The sequence below is a fragment of the Nocardia ninae NBRC 108245 genome (assembly GCF_007990755.1).
Classification (GTDB): domain Bacteria; phylum Actinomycetota; class Actinomycetes; order Mycobacteriales; family Mycobacteriaceae; genus Nocardia; species Nocardia ninae.
Genome location: NZ_BJXA01000025.1, coordinates 39509 through 55284, shown reverse-complemented (window position 1 = coordinate 55284; position 15776 = coordinate 39509). Strand labels below are relative to the sequence as shown.

Below are 15776 nucleotides of genomic sequence, written 5' to 3'. Positions count from 1 at the left end.
GGCCCGGAGCGATCCGGGCCGTTTTCGTCGTTATCGGGATCAGAACGCTGCTTCGTCCAGCTCCATGATGTCGTTGTCCAGGTTCGACAGGATGGTGCGGACCGCGGTCAGCTCCGGCAGCATGTTGCGCGCGAAGAACTGCGCGACCGCGACCTTGCCCTGGTAGAACGACTCGTCGGCACCGGTGGCGCCGTTGTCGAGCGCCTTGATGGCGATCTCGGCCTGACGCAGCAGCTGCCAGCCGATGAGCAGGTCGCCGACGGCGAGCAGGAAGCGCACCGAACCGAGGCCGACCTTGTACAGCTCGGACGGGTTCTCCTGGGCGCCCATCAGGTGCCCGGTGAGGGTGGCGGCCATGGCCTGCACGTCCTCGAGCGCGGTGGCGAGCAACTTGCGCTCACCCTTCAGGCGGCCGTTGCCCGCCTCCGAGTCGATGAACTTCTGCACCTGGCCGGCCACGTGCGCCAGCGCGACGCCGCGGTCCCGCGCGATCTTGCGGAAGAAGAAGTCCTGCGCCTGGATCGCGGTGGTGCCCTCGTAGAGCGAGTCGATCTTCGCGTCGCGGATGTACTGCTCGATCGGGTAGTCCTGCAGGAAGCCGGAGCCACCCAAGGTCTGCAGCGATTCGGTCAGGTACTGATAGGCCCGCTCGGAACCGACACCCTTGACGATCGGCAGCAGCAGGTCGTTGACGCGGTCCGCGAGATCGGCGTCGGCACCGGAAACCTGCTGGGCGACATCGGGATCCTGGTGCGCGGCGGTGTAGAGGTAGATGGCGCGCAGGCCCTCGGCGTAGGCCTTCTGGCTGGCCAGCGAGCGCCGGACGTCGGGGTGATGGGTGATGGTCACGCGGGGCGCGGCCTTGTCGGTCATCTTGGTCAGGTCGGCACCCTGGACGCGCTCCTTGGCGTAGTCGAGAGCGTTGAGGTAACCGGTCGACAGGGTGGCGATGGCCTTGGTGCCCACCATCATCCGGGCGTTCTCGATGACGTCGAACATCTGCGCGATGCCGTTGTGCACCTCGCCGACGAGCCAGCCCTTGGCCGGAATGCCGTTGCCGCCGAAGGTGACCTCACAGGTGGCCGAGACCTTCAGGCCCATCTTGTGCTCGACGCCGGTGACGAAGACGCCGTTGCGGTCACCGAGTTCGCCGGTCTCGTGGTCGAAGTGGAACTTCGGCACGAAGAACAGCGACAGACCCTTGGTGCCGGGGCCTGCGCCCTCAGGGCGGGCCAGCACCAGGTGGACGGTGTTCTCGAACATGTCGTCGGCGTCGGCGGAGGTGATGAAGCGCTTCACGCCTTCGATGTGCCAGGTGCCGTCTTCCTGCTTGATCGCCTTGGTGCGACCCGCGCCGACATCGGAGCCCGCGTCGGGCTCGGTGAGCACCATGGTGGCGCCCCAGTCGCGGTCGATCGCGATCTTGGCCCACTTCTTCTGCTCGTCGGTGCCGTTGTTGTGGAAGATGGTGTTGAAGCCGGGGCCTGCGGCGTACATGTACGCGGCGGGCTGTGCGCCGAGGATCAGCTCGCTGATGGCCCAGTGCACGGTGCGCGGGACGCCGAGTCCGCCGAGCTCCTCGGGGATGCCGAGCTTCTCCCAGCCGCCTTCCTGCAGCGCGCGGAAGGACTTCTTGAACGATTCGGGGATCGCGACGGTGTGCGTCTGCGGGTCGAAGACCGGCGGGTTGCGGTCGGCGTCGGCGAACGACTCCGCGAGCGGGCCCTCGGCCAGGCGACGCACCTCGTTGAGCATCTCCTTGACGGTGTCCGTGTCGAGGTCGCCGTAGGCGCCGCTGTCGAGGATCGAACCCAGCCCGAGGACCTCGAAGAGGTTGAACTCCAGGTCGCGGACGTTGCTCTTGTAGTGACCCATGTCAGTACTCACTCTCCGTTGAGTTGGTGCGGTCGGTTGGTTGACCGTTCCCGCCCGTGTTTCGCTCTACCGGTAGCCGGTGTTCCGCATGCTACTCGCGGGTAACTTACGCTCCATATTACCGACCGGTAATGGGCTGGCAAAGGCTCGAGCGGGAATGTGACGCGAAAAACAGCGCCGCGCGGGGCGTCGCGAGTTGACGCGCCGACGCGGTTACCGTGAGGTGTGCGCATCGAGACGAGTGCCGGACCGGCCGAAATCGAGCTCGACCAGCCACGCAAGCCCGCGTTTCTCCTGGTGCTCACGCACGGTTCGGGCGGCGGGGTCGACGCGAAGGACATCCTGACCGTGCGCGACGCGGCGGTGGCGCTGGGTGGCGCGGTAGCCAGGGTTGTGCAGCCTTATCGGCTCGCGGGCCGGCGGGCGCCCGGGTCGGCGGTGCAGCAGGACGAGGCCTGGCTGGAGATCGTGGCGGCGCTGCGGGCCCGGGTGAAGAAGGTTCCGCTGATCCAAGGTGGGCGAAGCAACGGGGCACGGGTCGCCTGTCGCACGGCGATCGCCGTCGAGGCGCGCGGTGTGATCGCGCTGTCGTTTCCGCTGCATCCGCCGGGGAAGCCGGAGAAGTCGCGGCGCGCGGAGCTGCTCGAAGCGGGTGATATCGAGGTGGTCGTCATCAACGGGGGGAGCGATCCGTTCGGCATTCCGGATGCTGCCGATGCGGCGGAGGTGCGGGTGATACCTGGTCAGCCGCACTCGTTCCGCACGGGGTTCGACGTCATCGCCGACACGGTCACGCCCTGGTTGCAGCGCTGGAGTACCTAGTCGGCCGGGATGGTCTACAGGCAGTACCTGGCCCCATAGGAGATCGACTGCACGAGGCAGGCCAGGGACGCGGCGTCGCTCGACCCGGGCGAGACGCCGATCGGAGTCGCTTCCGTGCCAACGGGATCCGCTTGGCTGTTCGTCGCGGGCTCCAGCGGAATTCCGCCCGGGCTCCCGGCCGCGTTCGCCACCCCCGCACCGGCGGTCAGGGTGATCGCCATGGCGGCAACGATTTTCAGCACAGCACGGTTCATCAGGCAACTCCTCGGTGGTGGGTGAATCACCGAGCACGGTAGCCAAGACCGATGCCGCGGGCACGCCCCTAATGTCGTTGACCGCAGCTTCGGTGGCGTTGCGGGTCGACACCGCAGCGCTACACCGATTGGATCTCGTCCGATCCCGCCGCCGGCCGGGTGGCGATGACCAGCGCATCGATGGCATCGCGCCCCTCGGTGGGGCGGTAGACGCGTTCGGCCAGCCGGACCTTGATTCGGTCGTCCGCGATAGCCTCGCCCAGGTCGGCGACGATGTCGTCCGGGGTGAAGAGGACGGACGGGTCCTGCGGGCCGCCGTAACCCTCGGTGATGTTGGTGGAGTCATGGCCGAGGACGAGCAGAGTGCCCTCGGGAACCAGCAGGTCAGCAGCCTGACGGACCACCTTGCGCCGCTGGTCGGCGGGTAGGTGCAGGAAGACCATCAGGACCAGTTCGAACGGACCGGTGAGTTCGGCGGTGGCGAAATCGGTGACGTCGGCGCACTGCCAGGTGATCCGGCTGCGCACCGAGCGAGACAGCCGGGTGGCGATGGTCCGGCCCTTGTCCACGCCGACCTGTGAATAGTCGACGGCGTGCACCTGCCAGCCGTGCGTGGCCAGCCAGAGTGCGTTGCGACCTTCGCCGCAGGCCAGGTCGAGGGCGCGGGGGAGTTCGGGCGGGTCGCCGTCGGGATGGTCGGGCTGCAGCGGTGTCCGCCGCTCGAGCCCGAAGACGTGCTCCACCACGGTGTTGTTCGGCGGTGCACCCCAGACCAATTCAGTGTGCGCGTAGCGCTCGTCCCAATCGGTCGCATCCATGCCCGCGAGTCTATTGACCCTCGATCGGCAGCCAGTGCACCGGCGAGGTTTCCCGGATGTGCACCAGCACGTCGAAGGCGTCGGACAGCGAGTCGAGGCGGAGGTTGGCGGTGGCGTCCTCGGCCGGGTCGTAGATGCCGCTGATGACGCGGACCTTCGCCGGGCCGCGGAACCAGTCACGCACCGCGTCCGGTGTGTCGTCGCGAAGGTCGACGTAGTAGGCAGGCAGATCGACCGAGCCGAGCGTCGCGTCCAGCAACTCGGGGCGGGGGTCGGGCGCTATAGCCACACCGAGGTCGCCGTGGTGGAAGCCGAGGGCCACCGACACGTAATCGGGACCGAACTCGTTGTGCAGATAAGTGCCGACACCCTGGAATTCCGCTGTCCCCATTCGTATCCCGAGATTCGTGGTGTGCGCGATGCCGTCCCAGTAGACGATCTTCGCTCCGCTGCGGCGTTGCCAATCGATGACCCGCTCGCCCGCGAGCCGCTCATCGCCGGCGAATCCACCCTGCCCGGCGACGCTGTTCTCATGGAAGTCGAGTACCAACCGGGCATGCGCACGAACGGACTCCGTTGTAGTCGGCAAGTTTTCGAGCAACGCGACCGCCTCTCGCGCGTGCTCCGCGAACGGGCGACCCGGGTGAATGCCCTGATGGCGCTGGACGTGTTCGTCCACCTGATGCGCGGTACGAATCGGCGTGAGGTGTACCTCGATGTCGGCCAGTCGATCCGGCGCGACGCGGCGCACGTGATCGAGCACGACGTCGTAGTCCGCAGGCTCCGCACTCGGCGGCTGGACGCCGAATATCCGCACCGGATCGTCGGGGTGATCCTGGTTGAACGCGCGGACCCACTCCAGTGCCGCAATGGTTTCCGTCGTCCGCCACGGCCGCCACGAGCCGGCCAGCACCGATTCGGGATCGCCTGCACCGGTGCGCACATACTGATCCCACCGCTCGCCGGACCGCGCGCTGTCCTGAATGGCCAAGCCGCGGAAGCCGTATCGCTCGACCAGTGCACGGAACACGCGCTCCTGCACCCCGTAGATCTGCCGGGAGAAACGCGTCGACTCACCCAAGCCGACCACAGTCGCCGAACCGAGCCGATCGATCAGCGGATCGAGGTCCGGACCGGTATAGGCAGGATCGGTATCGATGACCGGATGTGCGTTGGCGCTGAGCCATTCACGCACGGGTGCGACGGTTCCCATGGTTCCTCCTGAAGACGACGATCCGACACCACCGAGCCTCATACGTGAAGTCGTGTTGAGGTCAAGGTGGTGCCGGATCGCCTGGAACCAGGTGCGGGAAACCCGCTACAGCGTGGTGCGCATGAGCAGCACGTTGTACTGACTGTGCACGGTGGTGAGGTAGTACAGATCACGTCCGGTCTGGTACGGGAAGATCGACGGCGCGTACGCGCTCGGCAGCTCCCTGGTGTCGATCAACACCTCGGGCTCACTCCACGGACCGGCCGGCGCGGGCGCGCGCCGCATCACCACCGAGTTGAACGGGTCGGTGGTGAGCGAGATGTACTGGCCCAGATACGCGTTGTACATCACCGACAGTTCGCCGACGCCCCACATGATCGGCGCCGCGGCGTTGACGTCGCCGCGTCGCCATCCTTCGCCGTCCCAGTATTCGTACGCACCGAGGTCGGTGATCTCGGCTTCCGGCACCCGGGCCACGAACGCGGCCTGGTTGCGACCGGAAGGGGTGCCGTACTGGTAGACGAAGCCGCCGTCCTTGAGGAAGGCGCTCATCTGGAAGTTGCTGTTGCCGCCCTCGTCCGGGCGCCGGGTGGCGGGCAACTCACCCCAGGTTTCGCCGTTGTCGCCGGACGCGGCGAGCCCGGAGAAATTGGTGCTCCATTGCCCGACATCGTCCCAGCTCCGCACGGACATGAGGCTCATGAATTGCACCCCGCCGACCGAGATACCCGCGGTGGGGATGCGGCTGATCTCCAGGAACGGGATTTTCGGGCTGGGGATCAGATCGCGCGCCTGCCCGAAGACATCCCGGACGACACTGTCGAAATAGATCCCGCCCGCCGGGTTCTGGGTGTGGCTGCGCATCAGAATATTGGACCGCCACGACCACATACTGCCCGCCAGCAGATTCGGAAATCCGAGGCCGGCGGTGTCGCCGAACGCCGTCAGCAACTCGCCGTTGCCGTTGTCCCACATGATGCCGAGGTCGGTGCCGAGCACGTTGTAGGCCTGGGTGTTGTTCGGGCTGGCCATGCCGGTCATCTGGAACACGGCTTTGGTTCGGCCATGCAGGTGGGGCAGGCCGGTGCTGCCATTGAGTACCGGAATGGGATTGATGGTGTTCGGGTTGGCGGTGGCCGGGGTGGCAGCACTGATAAGCAAGGCTGAAGCACCCGCCAGCGCCGATAGCAAGATGGATGCCGTTCTGGTCAAGGTCTGTGAGCCCTCCGTATCACGCCGAGCGCGATGCGACACACAGACTTCCCGCGATACACAGACCCCTCGCGGTGTGTAACGCACCACAATTCGACTGGCTGGCAAATCCTTGGGAAATGCTAGCAGCGCGCTCGTCGAAATTGTGGCGCGTAGCTCAAAAATGAGCTCTGAGCACTACTTTTTCTTGGATTTGCTCCCCGCCGTGGCCAGCCGAATGATCAATGGCAGCTGCGTCGCGCGTTCCAGCGCGAACGTGCGGCGTGTCGAAGCCTCCCAAGCCTTGTCGAACAGCCGCTTGGCGCCGGCGACGGCGTGCGGCGAGCGGGTCGCGATGCGCTCGGCGAGTTTCTCCGCGGCGGCGACCGGGTCCGCGGTGACCCCGGTGACCAGACCGATGCGCTCGGCGTAGGCGGCGTCGACCGTGTCCGCGGTCATGGCGAGCAGCAGCGCCTTGTCGACGCCGATCAGCCGGGACAGGGTGGCCGCGCCGGTCATGTCGGGCACCAGACCGTGCTTGACCTCCATCACGGAGAACTCCGAGTCGGGGGTGGCGAAGCGGAAGTCGGCGGCCAGCGCGAGTTGCAGTCCACCGCCGTAGCAGCGGCCGTGCACCGCGGCGATCACCGGCACCCGCAACCGCCGCCAAGCCCAGCAGGCCTCTTGGAAGGTGTTGGTGCCGCGCCATGGCAGTGGGACGAAGCTGCGCACGATCGACAGTGGGTCACCGGTGGCTTTGGCGATGTCCAGGCCGCTGCTGAAGCTCGGGCCGTTGCCGGACAGGATGACCGCGCGCACGTCGGCACGCCCCGCGATGGTGTGCGCGGTGTCGATCAGGTCCCGGAGCATCTCGATGGTGAGGCCGTTGTGCTTGTCCGGCCGGTCGAGGGTGACGTAGGCGCGGTCGCCGTCGAAGCGCAGCGCGATGTTGGTGCCCATTCCCGGATCTTACCCGCGAGTCAGTTCAGCGGCAGGGGGCCATTGCCCGGCCGTGCGGACTCTGCTCTAATCGAACGCAAGTTACCGTCAATGCTGACGGTATCCGCGCCGACCGGGCCCTGCCGTGGCACGCTCGACGCCCCGCAAGATCATCGGAGGAACAATGCTGCCAGCGGGAATGGATCCCCGGACGCCGGTGCTGGTCGGTGCCGGACAGGTCGTGCACCGGAGCGGCGAGCCGGGACTGCCGGGTCCGGTCGAGCTCGCCGCCGAGTCGCTGCGCCGCGCGGGCGCCGACAGCGGCACCGGCGACCGGCTACTCCGATCCGCCGATCTGATCGCGGCGGCGGCCCCGGTCAGCAGGCCGTACGCGGATCTGGGCGCACTGGTCGCCACGGAACTCGGGGCATCGCCGAAGCGGACGGTGCAGTCGGTGCGTTTCGGCGGCGACGCACCGCAGCGACTGCTCAACACGGTCGCCCAAGCGATCGCCGACGGGCAGTCCGACATCGCGCTGATCACCGGAGCCGAGGCGGTGGCCGCCTGGAATACCGCCACCCGAACGGGTGCCACGCTGGATTGGCCGGAGCAGTCCGACGACGTGCAGCCGACCGAACTCATCGGCTCGGACCGCGCGCCCAACTCCGATATGGAGACCGCGGCCGGGCTGTGGGGACCGGTGTACTTCTACGCCCTGATGGAAACCGCGCTGCGCGGTCGGCTCGGCCTGAGCGAGGACGAGCATCGCGCGCGGATCGGCGGTCTGTGGTCGCGCCTGTCCGAGGTCGCGGCGGGCAATCCCTATGCCTGGCAGCCCACGCCGCAGGCGGCCGCCGATCTGGTGACGCCGACGCCCGCGAATCGCATGGTGTCTACGCCGTATCCGAAGCTGCTCATCGCGAACCTTTCCGTGAATCAAGGTGCGGGGCTGATCGTGTGCAGCGCGGCCGCCGCGACCGCGGCCGGAGTGCCGCGAGACCGGTGGGTGTTCCCGCACGGCGGCGCCACCGCCACCGACGAATGGTTCGTCTCCGAACGCGCGGACCTGGCCGCCTCACCCGCCATCGCGGCCGCCGGACAGGCCGCCCTGGGTGCCGCGGGCATCGGCATCGATGACGTCGCGCATATCGACCTGTACTCGTGCTTCCCGGTCGCAGTCCAGGTCGCGGCCGAGGCACTCGGCCTGCCGATCGACGATCCGGCGCGGCCGCTCTCGGTGACCGGCGGGCTCACCTTCGGGGGCGGGCCCGGCAACAATTACGCCACCCATTCGATCGCGACTCTGGTCGGCCTGTTGCGCGAGGACCCGAGTGCGTACGGTCTGGCGACCGCCCTCGGCTGGTACATCACCAAGCACGGTGTCGGCGTGTACTCGGCCCAACCGCCTGCGCGGCTGTTCCGTTCGATCGAGGCGCAGGTTCCTGCCGCCCGGCGGGAGGCCGCGCCCGGCTATGCCGGACCTGCCACGGTCGAGTCGTACACCGTCGCCTACCGCAAAGGCCCCGCGCCGGACCACGCCGACGAGCCCGAGGCGGTCGTGGTCAGCGCTGTGACACCGACCGGCGCCCGCATACTGATCCGGGCATCCGACGCCGAGACCGTCGCCGCGTTCGACGAAGGCGACCCGCTCGGCGTTGCCGCCGACATCACCGCAGCAGACAAGCTGACGCTCATCGAGAGGACCGTCAAATGACCGCAGCATCGCAGGGCGACTCGACACGGGACGCGGGCGGATCCGACCTGATCCTGGTCGAACGGCGCGACGCCATCACCGTGCTGACCGTCAACCGCCCCGCGGCCCGCAACGCGATCAACCTGGCGACCGCGCAGGCCATCGAGAACGCCGTCGACGAGTTCGAGGCCGACGACGCGGCCCGGGTGCTCGTGCTCACCGGCGCGGGTGGCACCTTCAGCGCGGGAATGGATCTCGTCGCCGCGTCGAAGGGTGAGATGCCGATGACGCAGCGGCGTGGCCCGCTGGGCATCGCCGCGAAACCTCCGATCAAGCCGATGATCTCGGCCGTCGAGGGCTTCGCGCTGGCAGGCGGTTTCGAGTTGGCGCTCTCCGGCGACCTCATCGTCGCCGCCAGTAACGCACAGTTCGGCATCCCGGAAGTCAAGCGCGGCTTGGTCGCCGCGGGTGGTGGCGTGCTGCGCCTGACCCAGCGACTGCCGCGCAGCATGGCCGCCGAGCTGGCGCTCACCGGCGGGCGGATCGGCGCCGAGCGGCTCTATCAGCTGGGTCTGGTCAATCGGATCGCCGAGCCCGGCGCCGCACTGGCCGTCGCACTGGAGCTGGCCGCCGAAATCGCCACCGCCGCACCGCTCGCCGTCGCCGCGAGCAAGCGGATCATCGACGAGTCGCCGGACTGGCCGGTGGCCGAGGCGTTCGCCAAGCAGGGCGAGATCGCCTTGCCCGCACTGTTTTCCAAGGACGCCGCCGAGGGCGCGCTCGCCTTCGCGCAGAAGCGCGAACCGCAATGGCAGGGCCGCTGACCACCTCGGGAGAACGCGTCCGGGAGACGCAGGCGCAGCGCCGCGCGCGCATGCGCACGCGGCTCCTGGACGCGGCGGTGGAGAGCCTGATCGAGGTCGGTTACGCGGGTACCACCACGCTGGAGGTGCAGAAGCGGGCCGGCGTGCCGCGCGGCACACTGCAGCATCATTTTCCGACCAAGGCCGATCTGCTCGCCGGTGCCGTCGAGCATCTCGCCGCCCGTCGATTCGACCAGCTGACAAAGGAATTCGAGGATATTCCGGCGACGGCCGATCGGTTGGAGACGGCCGTCGAGCTGACCATGCGGATGCTCAGCGGGCCATCGTTCTGGGCCGCGCTGGAAATGTGGGTGGGTGCGCGCACCGACCCCGAACTGCTCGCCGCTTTTCTGCCCCTGGAACATCGGCTGTTCGAGTTGATGCACACCAGCATTCGCGATGTCTTCCGCGCGGAGTTCCCGGACGACCCTCGGGTGCCGACGATCACCGAGTTCACCATCGAGATCATGACCGGCCTCGCACTACGTGTGCTGCTGACCGGCGAGGTAGATCGGAACCGAATCATCCAGCAGCGCTGGCGGAATGCGGTACGCATCCTGCTCGGCAAGGCGCATCCGGACACGCTGACCGAACCGCGCCGGGAGCGATGAGTGGCGGTTACTTCCTGGCGATGGTGTCGAGCACCGCTCGCGCGCACGCGGTGGGATCGTCATAGAACGGCGTGTGCCCACTGCCGTGCAACGTGACGTGCTCGGCCTCCGGCAGCAGCGCGCGGGCGCGGCGGCTCTGGGTACGGTAGGTCAGCAGAATATCGCGATTGCCCCAGGCGACGGTAACGGGAATCTCTGCGAGACAGCCGGTTTCGAGCAGCTTCGCGTCGGTGAACGAAGCGAGCGCTGGTTCGAAACCAGATGCGTCGGCTGCCCCGTTCGCGGTATCAACGGCCACTTGCGCGTCGACGGCCCATGGCTTGCCGAAGACCAAACTGAGGAATGCGGTGCGCCCTGCGGCGGTGCCGAGGATCGTGGGCAGGGCGGGCTTCAGCCGGCCCGCGAGCATGCGCGACTTGCCCAGCGACTGCTGGCACCAGACGCGACCGGCCTTGTCCCAGAACGCAATCGGTGAAAACGCGGTGACGGAGCTGGCGAGCCCGCGAGCGCCGAGGTTCAGCGTGATCAACCCGCCCATCGAATTGCCTGCCAGGTGTGGCCGCTCGATGCCCTGTGCGGCAAGGAATTCGGCGAGTGCGTCGGTGAGAGTGTCCACGGTGGTGGTGGCGAGCGGCGCCGACCCGGCGAACCCGGGCAGATCGACGGCGATCACGTCGAACGACTCGGCGAGCGTGCCGATGATCGGCTCCCACACCTGCCACCGGCTGCCGATGCCGTGCACCAGAACCAGTGGCTCACCCGAGCCGGTCCGATGATGATTCAACATCGTCATGCTGTTCCGCCTCTCCGCGTATTCAGGCGCCCACAGTAACAGCAGTCACCAGCCATCAGTTGTCGGTCCACTGCCTGGAACCGGACAATTTCCGCTGGCAGCGGCGCGAAAAGTCGGTACGATAATTGGTATGGCAACGCGTAAGGTCACCCTTTCGCTGGACGAGGCCGCCTGGTCCTTCGCCGAGCAGGCCGCGGCCCGCGCGGGCATGTCGCCCTCGGCGTGGATTTCCAAGGCCGCGCGGCGTGAGGCCGTGCGCACCGGGTGCGGTCCGGCACCGGATGTGACGGCTCAGGCCGCCGCGGACGCGGCCGAAATGGCCGCCGCCGAGGAGGCGATGCGTGCGGCGGGGTGAACTGTGGATCTACAACCCGCATGGTTCGCCGCGTCGTCGCACTGTCGTGCTCATCAGCAGTGACGGCATCAACGAGTCGCCGAGGCCGTGGCTGATCGCCGCCGAGGTGGTCCAGGACGATCCCCGGGACATCCTCGCGGTGCCGGTGCAGCAGTATGGCTGGGTGCACGCCGGGAACATCGGCCGCATCTTCCGCGGCTGGCTCGCCGAGCGCGTCGACGAGATGGAGTCGGAGACGCTGGAACGCCTGGATACCGCGCTGCGGGCCGCGATGGATCTCTGAGGGCTTGGACATGGTCCCGCAACGCGTTGTGCACGTAGGGTTCTGACCCGATCGGTAGCATCGTGGCCGACGTCCCCGCGGCGTCCATTCCACGACGGTGGCCATTTCGACAGATTGGGATTCAGGTGCGGATCTCCCTGATCGCCGCAGCGCTCATCGCGCTGCCGGTGCTCGCGGCATGCGGCAACGACAAGGCGGCGGCAGCGCCGACGGTGACGCAGGCGGACCTCGCCAAGTCCCTGCAGGCCAAGGGCCTCAAGAGCCAGCAGCTCGCCGACTGCGCCGCGAAACTCTTTGTCGAACAGGGCATCTCGCAGGACGGCCTGCGCGTCCTGATCAGCGACGAGTACGACACGAAGGCCGCCGATCAGGAAACTCTGGGCATGAACAAGGAGGACGCCGAGAAGGCCCGCACCGCGCGGACCCGGATCGCCTCCGAGTGCATGTCCGCGCCGCGCTGAACCACCTCAGATCGCGACGACCAATTCGATCTGCGCCCGCGAGCCGGCGTCGAGATCCTCGGCGCTACGGACCGCCTTCTTCACCGGCAGTATGTAGGTGGCGCGTGACTTGTCCGGGAACAGCGAGGTCGACCAGCGGCTGGCGCCGATGGTGACGTGCACGCGGACCGAGCCGAACCCGCCTGCCCGATGGGCGTACCGCTCCTCGATCTCGTCGGCGATCTCCGCGGGCAGCGAAACGAAATGCCAGGACCCCTGGCCTGCGTGTTCCCACACCTCTGCCATGAACGAGTATTGCGATCCAGCCACGTCGCGACTGTAGCGAGCCGCACCGACAACTACCGCGGTCCGCCATTTCGGATCGTGGTGCGTGCAACCCGTGAGCCCGCCTCCTTGCTGCGCCATCGTGGGGTGATGACATCCATCGAGGCCAAATCCGCCACAGATTCCGAACTGGATGCGGTCTTCGGACCGATCTTCGAGCGCATAGCGCAGGGCGCGGTGGCGCGGGAGATCGATCGTCGGCTGCCGTTCGAGGAGGTCGGCTGGCTGCGCGAGGCGAAGTTCGGGGCGCTGCGAGTGCCGGTGGAGTTCGGCGGGTACGGCGTCAGCGTGCGGCAGCTGTTCCGGCTGCTGATCGAGCTGGCCGCGGCCGAATCGAACCTGCCGCAGGCGCTGCGCGTGCACTTCTCCTTCGTCGAGGATCATCTGCTCGCCGAGCCGGGACCCGGCCGCGAGCAGTGGCTGCGGACGGCGACGAGCACGCTGGTCGGCAATGCCATCACCGAGCCGGGGGTCGGCGCGGTCGACCGCTACCGCACCCGGTTGACCAGGGACGGCGACCGTTGGTTGCTCAACGGCGTGAAGTACTACAGCACCGGCTCCCTGTACGCGGACTACATCCTGGTCGCAGCGGATCGCGACGGTGAGCGGGTGGGTGTGCTTGTCGACGCCAACGCCGACGGCGTGCGGCAGCACGACGACTGGGATGGCTTCGGGCAGCGGCTTACCGCCAGCGGCACCACGGAGTTCACCGATGTCGTGGTGGCCGAGGACCGCATCCTCGGCCCCGGCTACGGCGCTCCCGGCCCGACCTACGCGACCTCCTATCTACAGCTGGTCCAGCTCGCGGTGCTCGCCGGTATCGCACAGCGCGCCGAGCTGGATGCCAGGGAGTGGGTGGCGGGCCGCACCCGCAGCTACTCGCACTCCGCTGCGGGCATTCCGCGCCAGGATCCCCTGGTGCAGCAGGTGATCGGACGCCTGTCGGCCGCCGCGTTCGCCGCCAAGGCAAGTGTGCTCGCCGTAGCCGACGTCCTCGACGAGGTGCTCGCCAGTGGCGCGCAGGACGAGAAGTCTTTGGTGGCAGCCGAACTCGCCGCCGCGCAGGCCCAGCTCGCGGTGATCGATCTGGTATTGCCCGCCACCACCTTGCTCTTCGAAGTCGGCGGTGCCTCGGTGGTCTCGGAGCGGCAGCGGCTGGACCGGCACTGGCGCAACGCGCGCACCATCTCGGTGCACAATCCGGCGATCCAAAAGGCGAGGGCAGTAGGCGATTACCTGCTGAACGGCACCGACCTGCCGTTCGCCTGGAGCGCGGGCGAACACAAGCCCGCGACGGGAGCGGCGCAGTGACCCGCCGAATTCGCTTCAACGCCTTCGACATGAACTGCGTAGCCCACCAATCACCCGGCCTGTGGCGGCATCCGGACGACCAGTCGCACCGATACAAGGAACTGAGCTACTGGACCGACCTGGCGCAGCTCCTGGAGCGGGGCCGCTTCGACGGCATCTTCATCGCCGATGTCCTCGGCACGTACGACGTGTACGGCGGCAACGACATCGCGGCGCTGCGGCAGGGCGCGCAGATCCCGGTCGCCGACCCACTGCTACTGGTCTCCGCCATGGCCGCGGTCACCGAGCACCTCGGGTTCGGCATCACCACCGGCACCGGCTTCGAGCATCCCTTCCCCTTCGCCCGCCGACTGTCCACCCTCGACCACCTGACCAACGGACGCATCGGCTGGAACGTGGTCACCGGCTACTTGCCCTCGGCGGCAAGGAATTTCGGCGCCGCCGATCAACTCGACCACGACGAGCGCTACAACCAGGCCGACGAATACCTGGAGGTGCTGTACAAGCTGTGGGAAGGATCGTGGGAGGACGACGCGGTGGTTCGCGACGCCGCGCAGGGCGTCTACGTCGATCCGGCGAAGGTGCACCACATCGGCCATCAGGGCAAGCACTTCACCGTGCCGGGCATCCACCTCTCGGAGCCGTCACCGCAGCGCACGCCGGTGATCTATCAGGCGGGTGCCTCGACGCGCGGCGTGCGGTTCGCCGCGGAGAACGCCGAGGCCATCTTCATCGCCGCACCGTCGAAACGACTGCTCGCACAGACTGTTTCCCGAATCCGCGCGGCGCTGCGAGAGGCGGGCCGTGATCCGTACTCGGCCCGGATCTACGCGCTGGCGACGATCATCACCGACGCCACCGACGAGGCGGCACAGCGCAAGCACGAGGAATACCTGTCCTACGCCAGCATCGAGGGTGGCCTCGTCTTCATGTCCGGCTGGATGGGCATCGATCTGTCCGGTTATGACCTCGACGATCCCATCGGCCAGGTGCAGAGCAACGCCATCCAGTCCGCCGTCGCCGCCTTCCAGGAGTTCGACGACGACGGTCGCGAGTGGACGGTGCGCGATATCGGACGGTGGGCGGGCATCGGCGGTATGGGGCCGGTGTTCGTCGGTTCCGGTGCCACGGTCGCGGACCGCCTCCAGGAGTGGGTCGAGGACACCGATCTCGACGGCTTCAATCTGGCCTACGCCATCACACCGGGGTCCTTCGAAGACGTTGTCCGCCATGTTGTTCCGGTGCTCACCGAACGCGGCGCGTACACCACCGAGTACATCCCGGGCACCCTGCGCAACGCGTTGTTCGAAGCGGGCGACCGGCTGCCGGACGAGCATCGCGGGGCCCGTTACCGGGTGGGCGCACCGGGCTCCACCGTGCTAACCGACGAAGTCGCACGCCCAGGGGTGGCTGTCGCCGCGCCGAGTTCGTAAACGTTCGCGCCCGGCGAGCACAAAGGTGTTCGCCGGGCGGACAACTACGACGAGAGGGAATCGATAAACGCCTGCGCAATGGATTCCAGTCCGTGCTGGTCGATGTCATCGAACCGCTCCGGCTCCGGACTGTCGAGGTCGAACACCCCGATGAGTTCGCCGTTGTGCACCAGGGGAATAACGACTTCCGACCGCGTCTCGGCATCGCAGGCGATATGCCCAGGGAACACGTGTACATCCGGCACGAGTTGCGTTTCCCTGGACTGTGCCGCGGTACCGCAGACGCCTTTCCCGATAGGGATGCGCACGCACGCGGGTTTGCCCTGGAACGGTCCGACGACGAGTTCATTTCCGTCGTAGAAATAGAACCCGACCCAATTCAGTTCAGGCAGTGTGTGGAATACCAGCGACGCGAGATTGGCGGCGTTGGCGACACGGTCGTGCTCGCCCGCCACCAGCGCTTCGGCCTGCGCGGCGAGCTGGCGGTACTGCTCGGTGCGGTCTCCGGTCAGGTCGGCAACGGTGAACGACATGGCC

Annotated in this window: 18 protein-coding genes; 9 read left to right on the top strand and 9 right to left on the bottom strand. The window is 67.6% G+C overall.

Annotated features, from left to right (window positions below; translation table 11 throughout):
- Nucleotides 1–39: 39 nt before the first annotated feature.
- Entirely contained in the window at nt 40–1875 is a 1836-nt protein-coding gene (locus NN4_RS19785) for an acyl-CoA dehydrogenase (RefSeq protein ID WP_147133457.1), read from the bottom strand.
- 225 nt (nt 1876–2100) lie between these two features.
- Between NN4_RS19785 and NN4_RS19780 the strand changes: the two genes are divergently transcribed.
- Nucleotides 2101–2697, top strand: coding sequence for an alpha/beta hydrolase family protein (locus NN4_RS19780; protein WP_147133296.1), 597 nt, complete (start codon nt 2101–2103; stop codon nt 2695–2697).
- A 14-nt stretch (nt 2698–2711) separates the two neighbouring features.
- Here NN4_RS19780 and NN4_RS19775 read toward each other — a convergent pair whose 3' ends face one another.
- The 5 genes from NN4_RS19775 to NN4_RS19755 form a co-directional block, all read right to left on the bottom strand.
- Nucleotides 2712–2951 (bottom strand): hypothetical protein, encoded by a 240-nt coding sequence (locus tag NN4_RS19775; protein WP_147133293.1) that lies wholly within the window; start codon nt 2949–2951, stop codon nt 2712–2714.
- A 119-nt stretch (nt 2952–3070) separates the two neighbouring features.
- Nucleotides 3071–3769, bottom strand: a complete 699-nt coding sequence (locus NN4_RS19770; protein ID WP_147133290.1) for a class I SAM-dependent methyltransferase — start codon at nt 3767–3769, stop codon at nt 3071–3073.
- Between the two features lie 10 nt (nt 3770–3779).
- Nucleotides 3780–4982, bottom strand: a complete 1203-nt coding sequence (locus tag NN4_RS19765; RefSeq protein WP_147133286.1) for an erythromycin esterase family protein — start codon at nt 4980–4982, stop codon at nt 3780–3782.
- Between the two features lie 105 nt (nt 4983–5087).
- On the bottom strand, nt 5088–6194 hold the full coding sequence (locus NN4_RS19760; protein WP_147133283.1) for a glycoside hydrolase family 183 protein: 1107 nt from the start codon (nt 6192–6194) through the stop codon (nt 5088–5090).
- A 177-nt stretch (nt 6195–6371) separates the two neighbouring features.
- The gene (locus tag NN4_RS19755; protein WP_246180970.1) at nt 6372–7121 is read right to left on the bottom strand and encodes a crotonase/enoyl-CoA hydratase family protein; all 750 of its coding nucleotides are present in this window, start codon (nt 7119–7121) and stop codon (nt 6372–6374) included.
- A 175-nt stretch (nt 7122–7296) separates the two neighbouring features.
- On the opposite strand from NN4_RS19755, the gene NN4_RS19750 reads away from it, so the two are divergent.
- The 3 genes from NN4_RS19750 to NN4_RS19740 are packed head-to-tail and all read left to right on the top strand — an operon-like array spanning nt 7297 to nt 10279.
- Nucleotides 7297–8826: a thiolase C-terminal domain-containing protein gene (locus tag NN4_RS19750; protein WP_147133278.1), complete on the top strand. Its 1530-nt coding sequence runs from the start codon at nt 7297–7299 to the stop codon at nt 8824–8826.
- The gene (locus tag NN4_RS19745; protein ID WP_186818519.1) at nt 8823–9629 is read left to right on the top strand and encodes a crotonase/enoyl-CoA hydratase family protein; all 807 of its coding nucleotides are present in this window, start codon (nt 8823–8825) and stop codon (nt 9627–9629) included. Before NN4_RS19750 ends, NN4_RS19745 begins: the two co-directional genes overlap by 4 nt.
- The gene (locus NN4_RS19740) at nt 9614–10279 is read left to right on the top strand and encodes a TetR/AcrR family transcriptional regulator (RefSeq protein ID WP_147133274.1); all 666 of its coding nucleotides are present in this window, start codon (nt 9614–9616) and stop codon (nt 10277–10279) included. The genes NN4_RS19745 and NN4_RS19740 overlap by 16 nt, the downstream gene beginning before the upstream one ends.
- A 7-nt stretch (nt 10280–10286) precedes the next feature.
- Here NN4_RS19740 and NN4_RS19735 read toward each other — a convergent pair whose 3' ends face one another.
- The gene (locus NN4_RS19735) at nt 10287–11072 is read right to left on the bottom strand and encodes an alpha/beta fold hydrolase (RefSeq protein WP_147133272.1); all 786 of its coding nucleotides are present in this window, start codon (nt 11070–11072) and stop codon (nt 10287–10289) included.
- A 130-nt stretch (nt 11073–11202) separates the two neighbouring features.
- Here NN4_RS19735 and NN4_RS19730 point away from each other — a divergent pair, with 130 nt between their 5' ends.
- The 3 genes from NN4_RS19730 to NN4_RS19720 all read left to right on the top strand — a co-directional run bounded on the left by NN4_RS19730 (nt 11203) and on the right by NN4_RS19720 (nt 12171).
- Complete coding sequence (locus NN4_RS19730) at nt 11203–11427, top strand: hypothetical protein (RefSeq protein ID WP_135233911.1); 225 nt, start codon at nt 11203–11205, stop codon at nt 11425–11427.
- Nucleotides 11414–11710, top strand: coding sequence for a hypothetical protein (locus tag NN4_RS19725; protein WP_147133269.1), 297 nt, complete (start codon nt 11414–11416; stop codon nt 11708–11710). Before NN4_RS19730 ends, NN4_RS19725 begins: the two co-directional genes overlap by 14 nt.
- Before the next feature lie 125 nt (nt 11711–11835).
- The gene (locus NN4_RS19720; RefSeq protein WP_135233909.1) at nt 11836–12171 is read left to right on the top strand and encodes a hypothetical protein; all 336 of its coding nucleotides are present in this window, start codon (nt 11836–11838) and stop codon (nt 12169–12171) included.
- A gap of 6 nt (nt 12172–12177) precedes the next feature.
- On the opposite strand, the gene NN4_RS19715 is transcribed toward NN4_RS19720, so the two are convergent.
- Nucleotides 12178–12480, bottom strand: coding sequence for a DUF1905 domain-containing protein (locus NN4_RS19715; protein ID WP_246180966.1), 303 nt, complete (start codon nt 12478–12480; stop codon nt 12178–12180).
- Nucleotides 12481–12585: 105 nt separating this feature from the next.
- Between NN4_RS19715 and NN4_RS19710 the strand changes: the two genes are divergently transcribed.
- Complete coding sequence (locus NN4_RS19710) at nt 12586–13806, top strand: acyl-CoA dehydrogenase family protein (RefSeq protein WP_147133267.1); 1221 nt, start codon at nt 12586–12588, stop codon at nt 13804–13806.
- Entirely contained in the window at nt 13803–15239 is a 1437-nt protein-coding gene (locus NN4_RS19705) for an LLM class flavin-dependent oxidoreductase (protein WP_147133264.1), read from the top strand. Before NN4_RS19710 ends, NN4_RS19705 begins: the two co-directional genes overlap by 4 nt.
- Nucleotides 15240–15283: 44 nt before the next feature.
- Here the strand turns inward: NN4_RS19705 and msrC are convergent, their stop codons facing one another.
- A complete protein-coding gene (gene msrC, locus NN4_RS19700) occupies nt 15284–15772 on the bottom strand; it encodes a free L-methionine (R)-S-oxide reductase MsrC (RefSeq protein ID WP_147133261.1) in 489 nt (162 codons plus the stop codon).
- Nucleotides 15773–15776: the final 4 nt, after the last annotated feature.

What these genes read in the sequence shown, in the direction of transcription:
- NN4_RS19740 (WP_147133274.1), top strand. Translation starts at nt 9,614, where the DNA reads ATGGCAGGGCCGCTGACCACCTCGGGAGAACGCGTCCGGGAGACGCAG.
- NN4_RS19750 (WP_147133278.1), top strand. Translation starts at nt 7,297, where the DNA reads ATGCTGCCAGCGGGAATGGATCCCCGGACGCCGGTGCTGGTCGGTGCC.
- NN4_RS19765 (WP_147133286.1), bottom strand. Translation starts at nt 4,982, where the DNA reads ATGGGAACCGTCGCACCCGTGCGTGAATGGCTCAGCGCCAACGCACAT.
- NN4_RS19775 (WP_147133293.1), bottom strand. Translation starts at nt 2,951, where the DNA reads ATGAACCGTGCTGTGCTGAAAATCGTTGCCGCCATGGCGATCACCCTG.
- NN4_RS19735 (WP_147133272.1), bottom strand. Translation starts at nt 11,072, where the DNA reads ATGACGATGTTGAATCATCATCGGACCGGCTCGGGTGAGCCACTGGTT.
- NN4_RS19770 (WP_147133290.1), bottom strand. Translation starts at nt 3,769, where the DNA reads ATGGATGCGACCGATTGGGACGAGCGCTACGCGCACACTGAATTGGTC.
- NN4_RS19730 (WP_135233911.1), top strand. Translation starts at nt 11,203, where the DNA reads ATGGCAACGCGTAAGGTCACCCTTTCGCTGGACGAGGCCGCCTGGTCC.
- NN4_RS19710 (WP_147133267.1), top strand. Translation starts at nt 12,586, where the DNA reads ATGACATCCATCGAGGCCAAATCCGCCACAGATTCCGAACTGGATGCG.
- NN4_RS19745 (WP_186818519.1), top strand. Translation starts at nt 8,823, where the DNA reads ATGACCGCAGCATCGCAGGGCGACTCGACACGGGACGCGGGCGGATCC.
- NN4_RS19785 (WP_147133457.1), bottom strand. Translation starts at nt 1,875, where the DNA reads ATGGGTCACTACAAGAGCAACGTCCGCGACCTGGAGTTCAACCTCTTC.
- msrC (WP_147133261.1), bottom strand. Translation starts at nt 15,772, where the DNA reads ATGTCGTTCACCGTTGCCGACCTGACCGGAGACCGCACCGAGCAGTAC.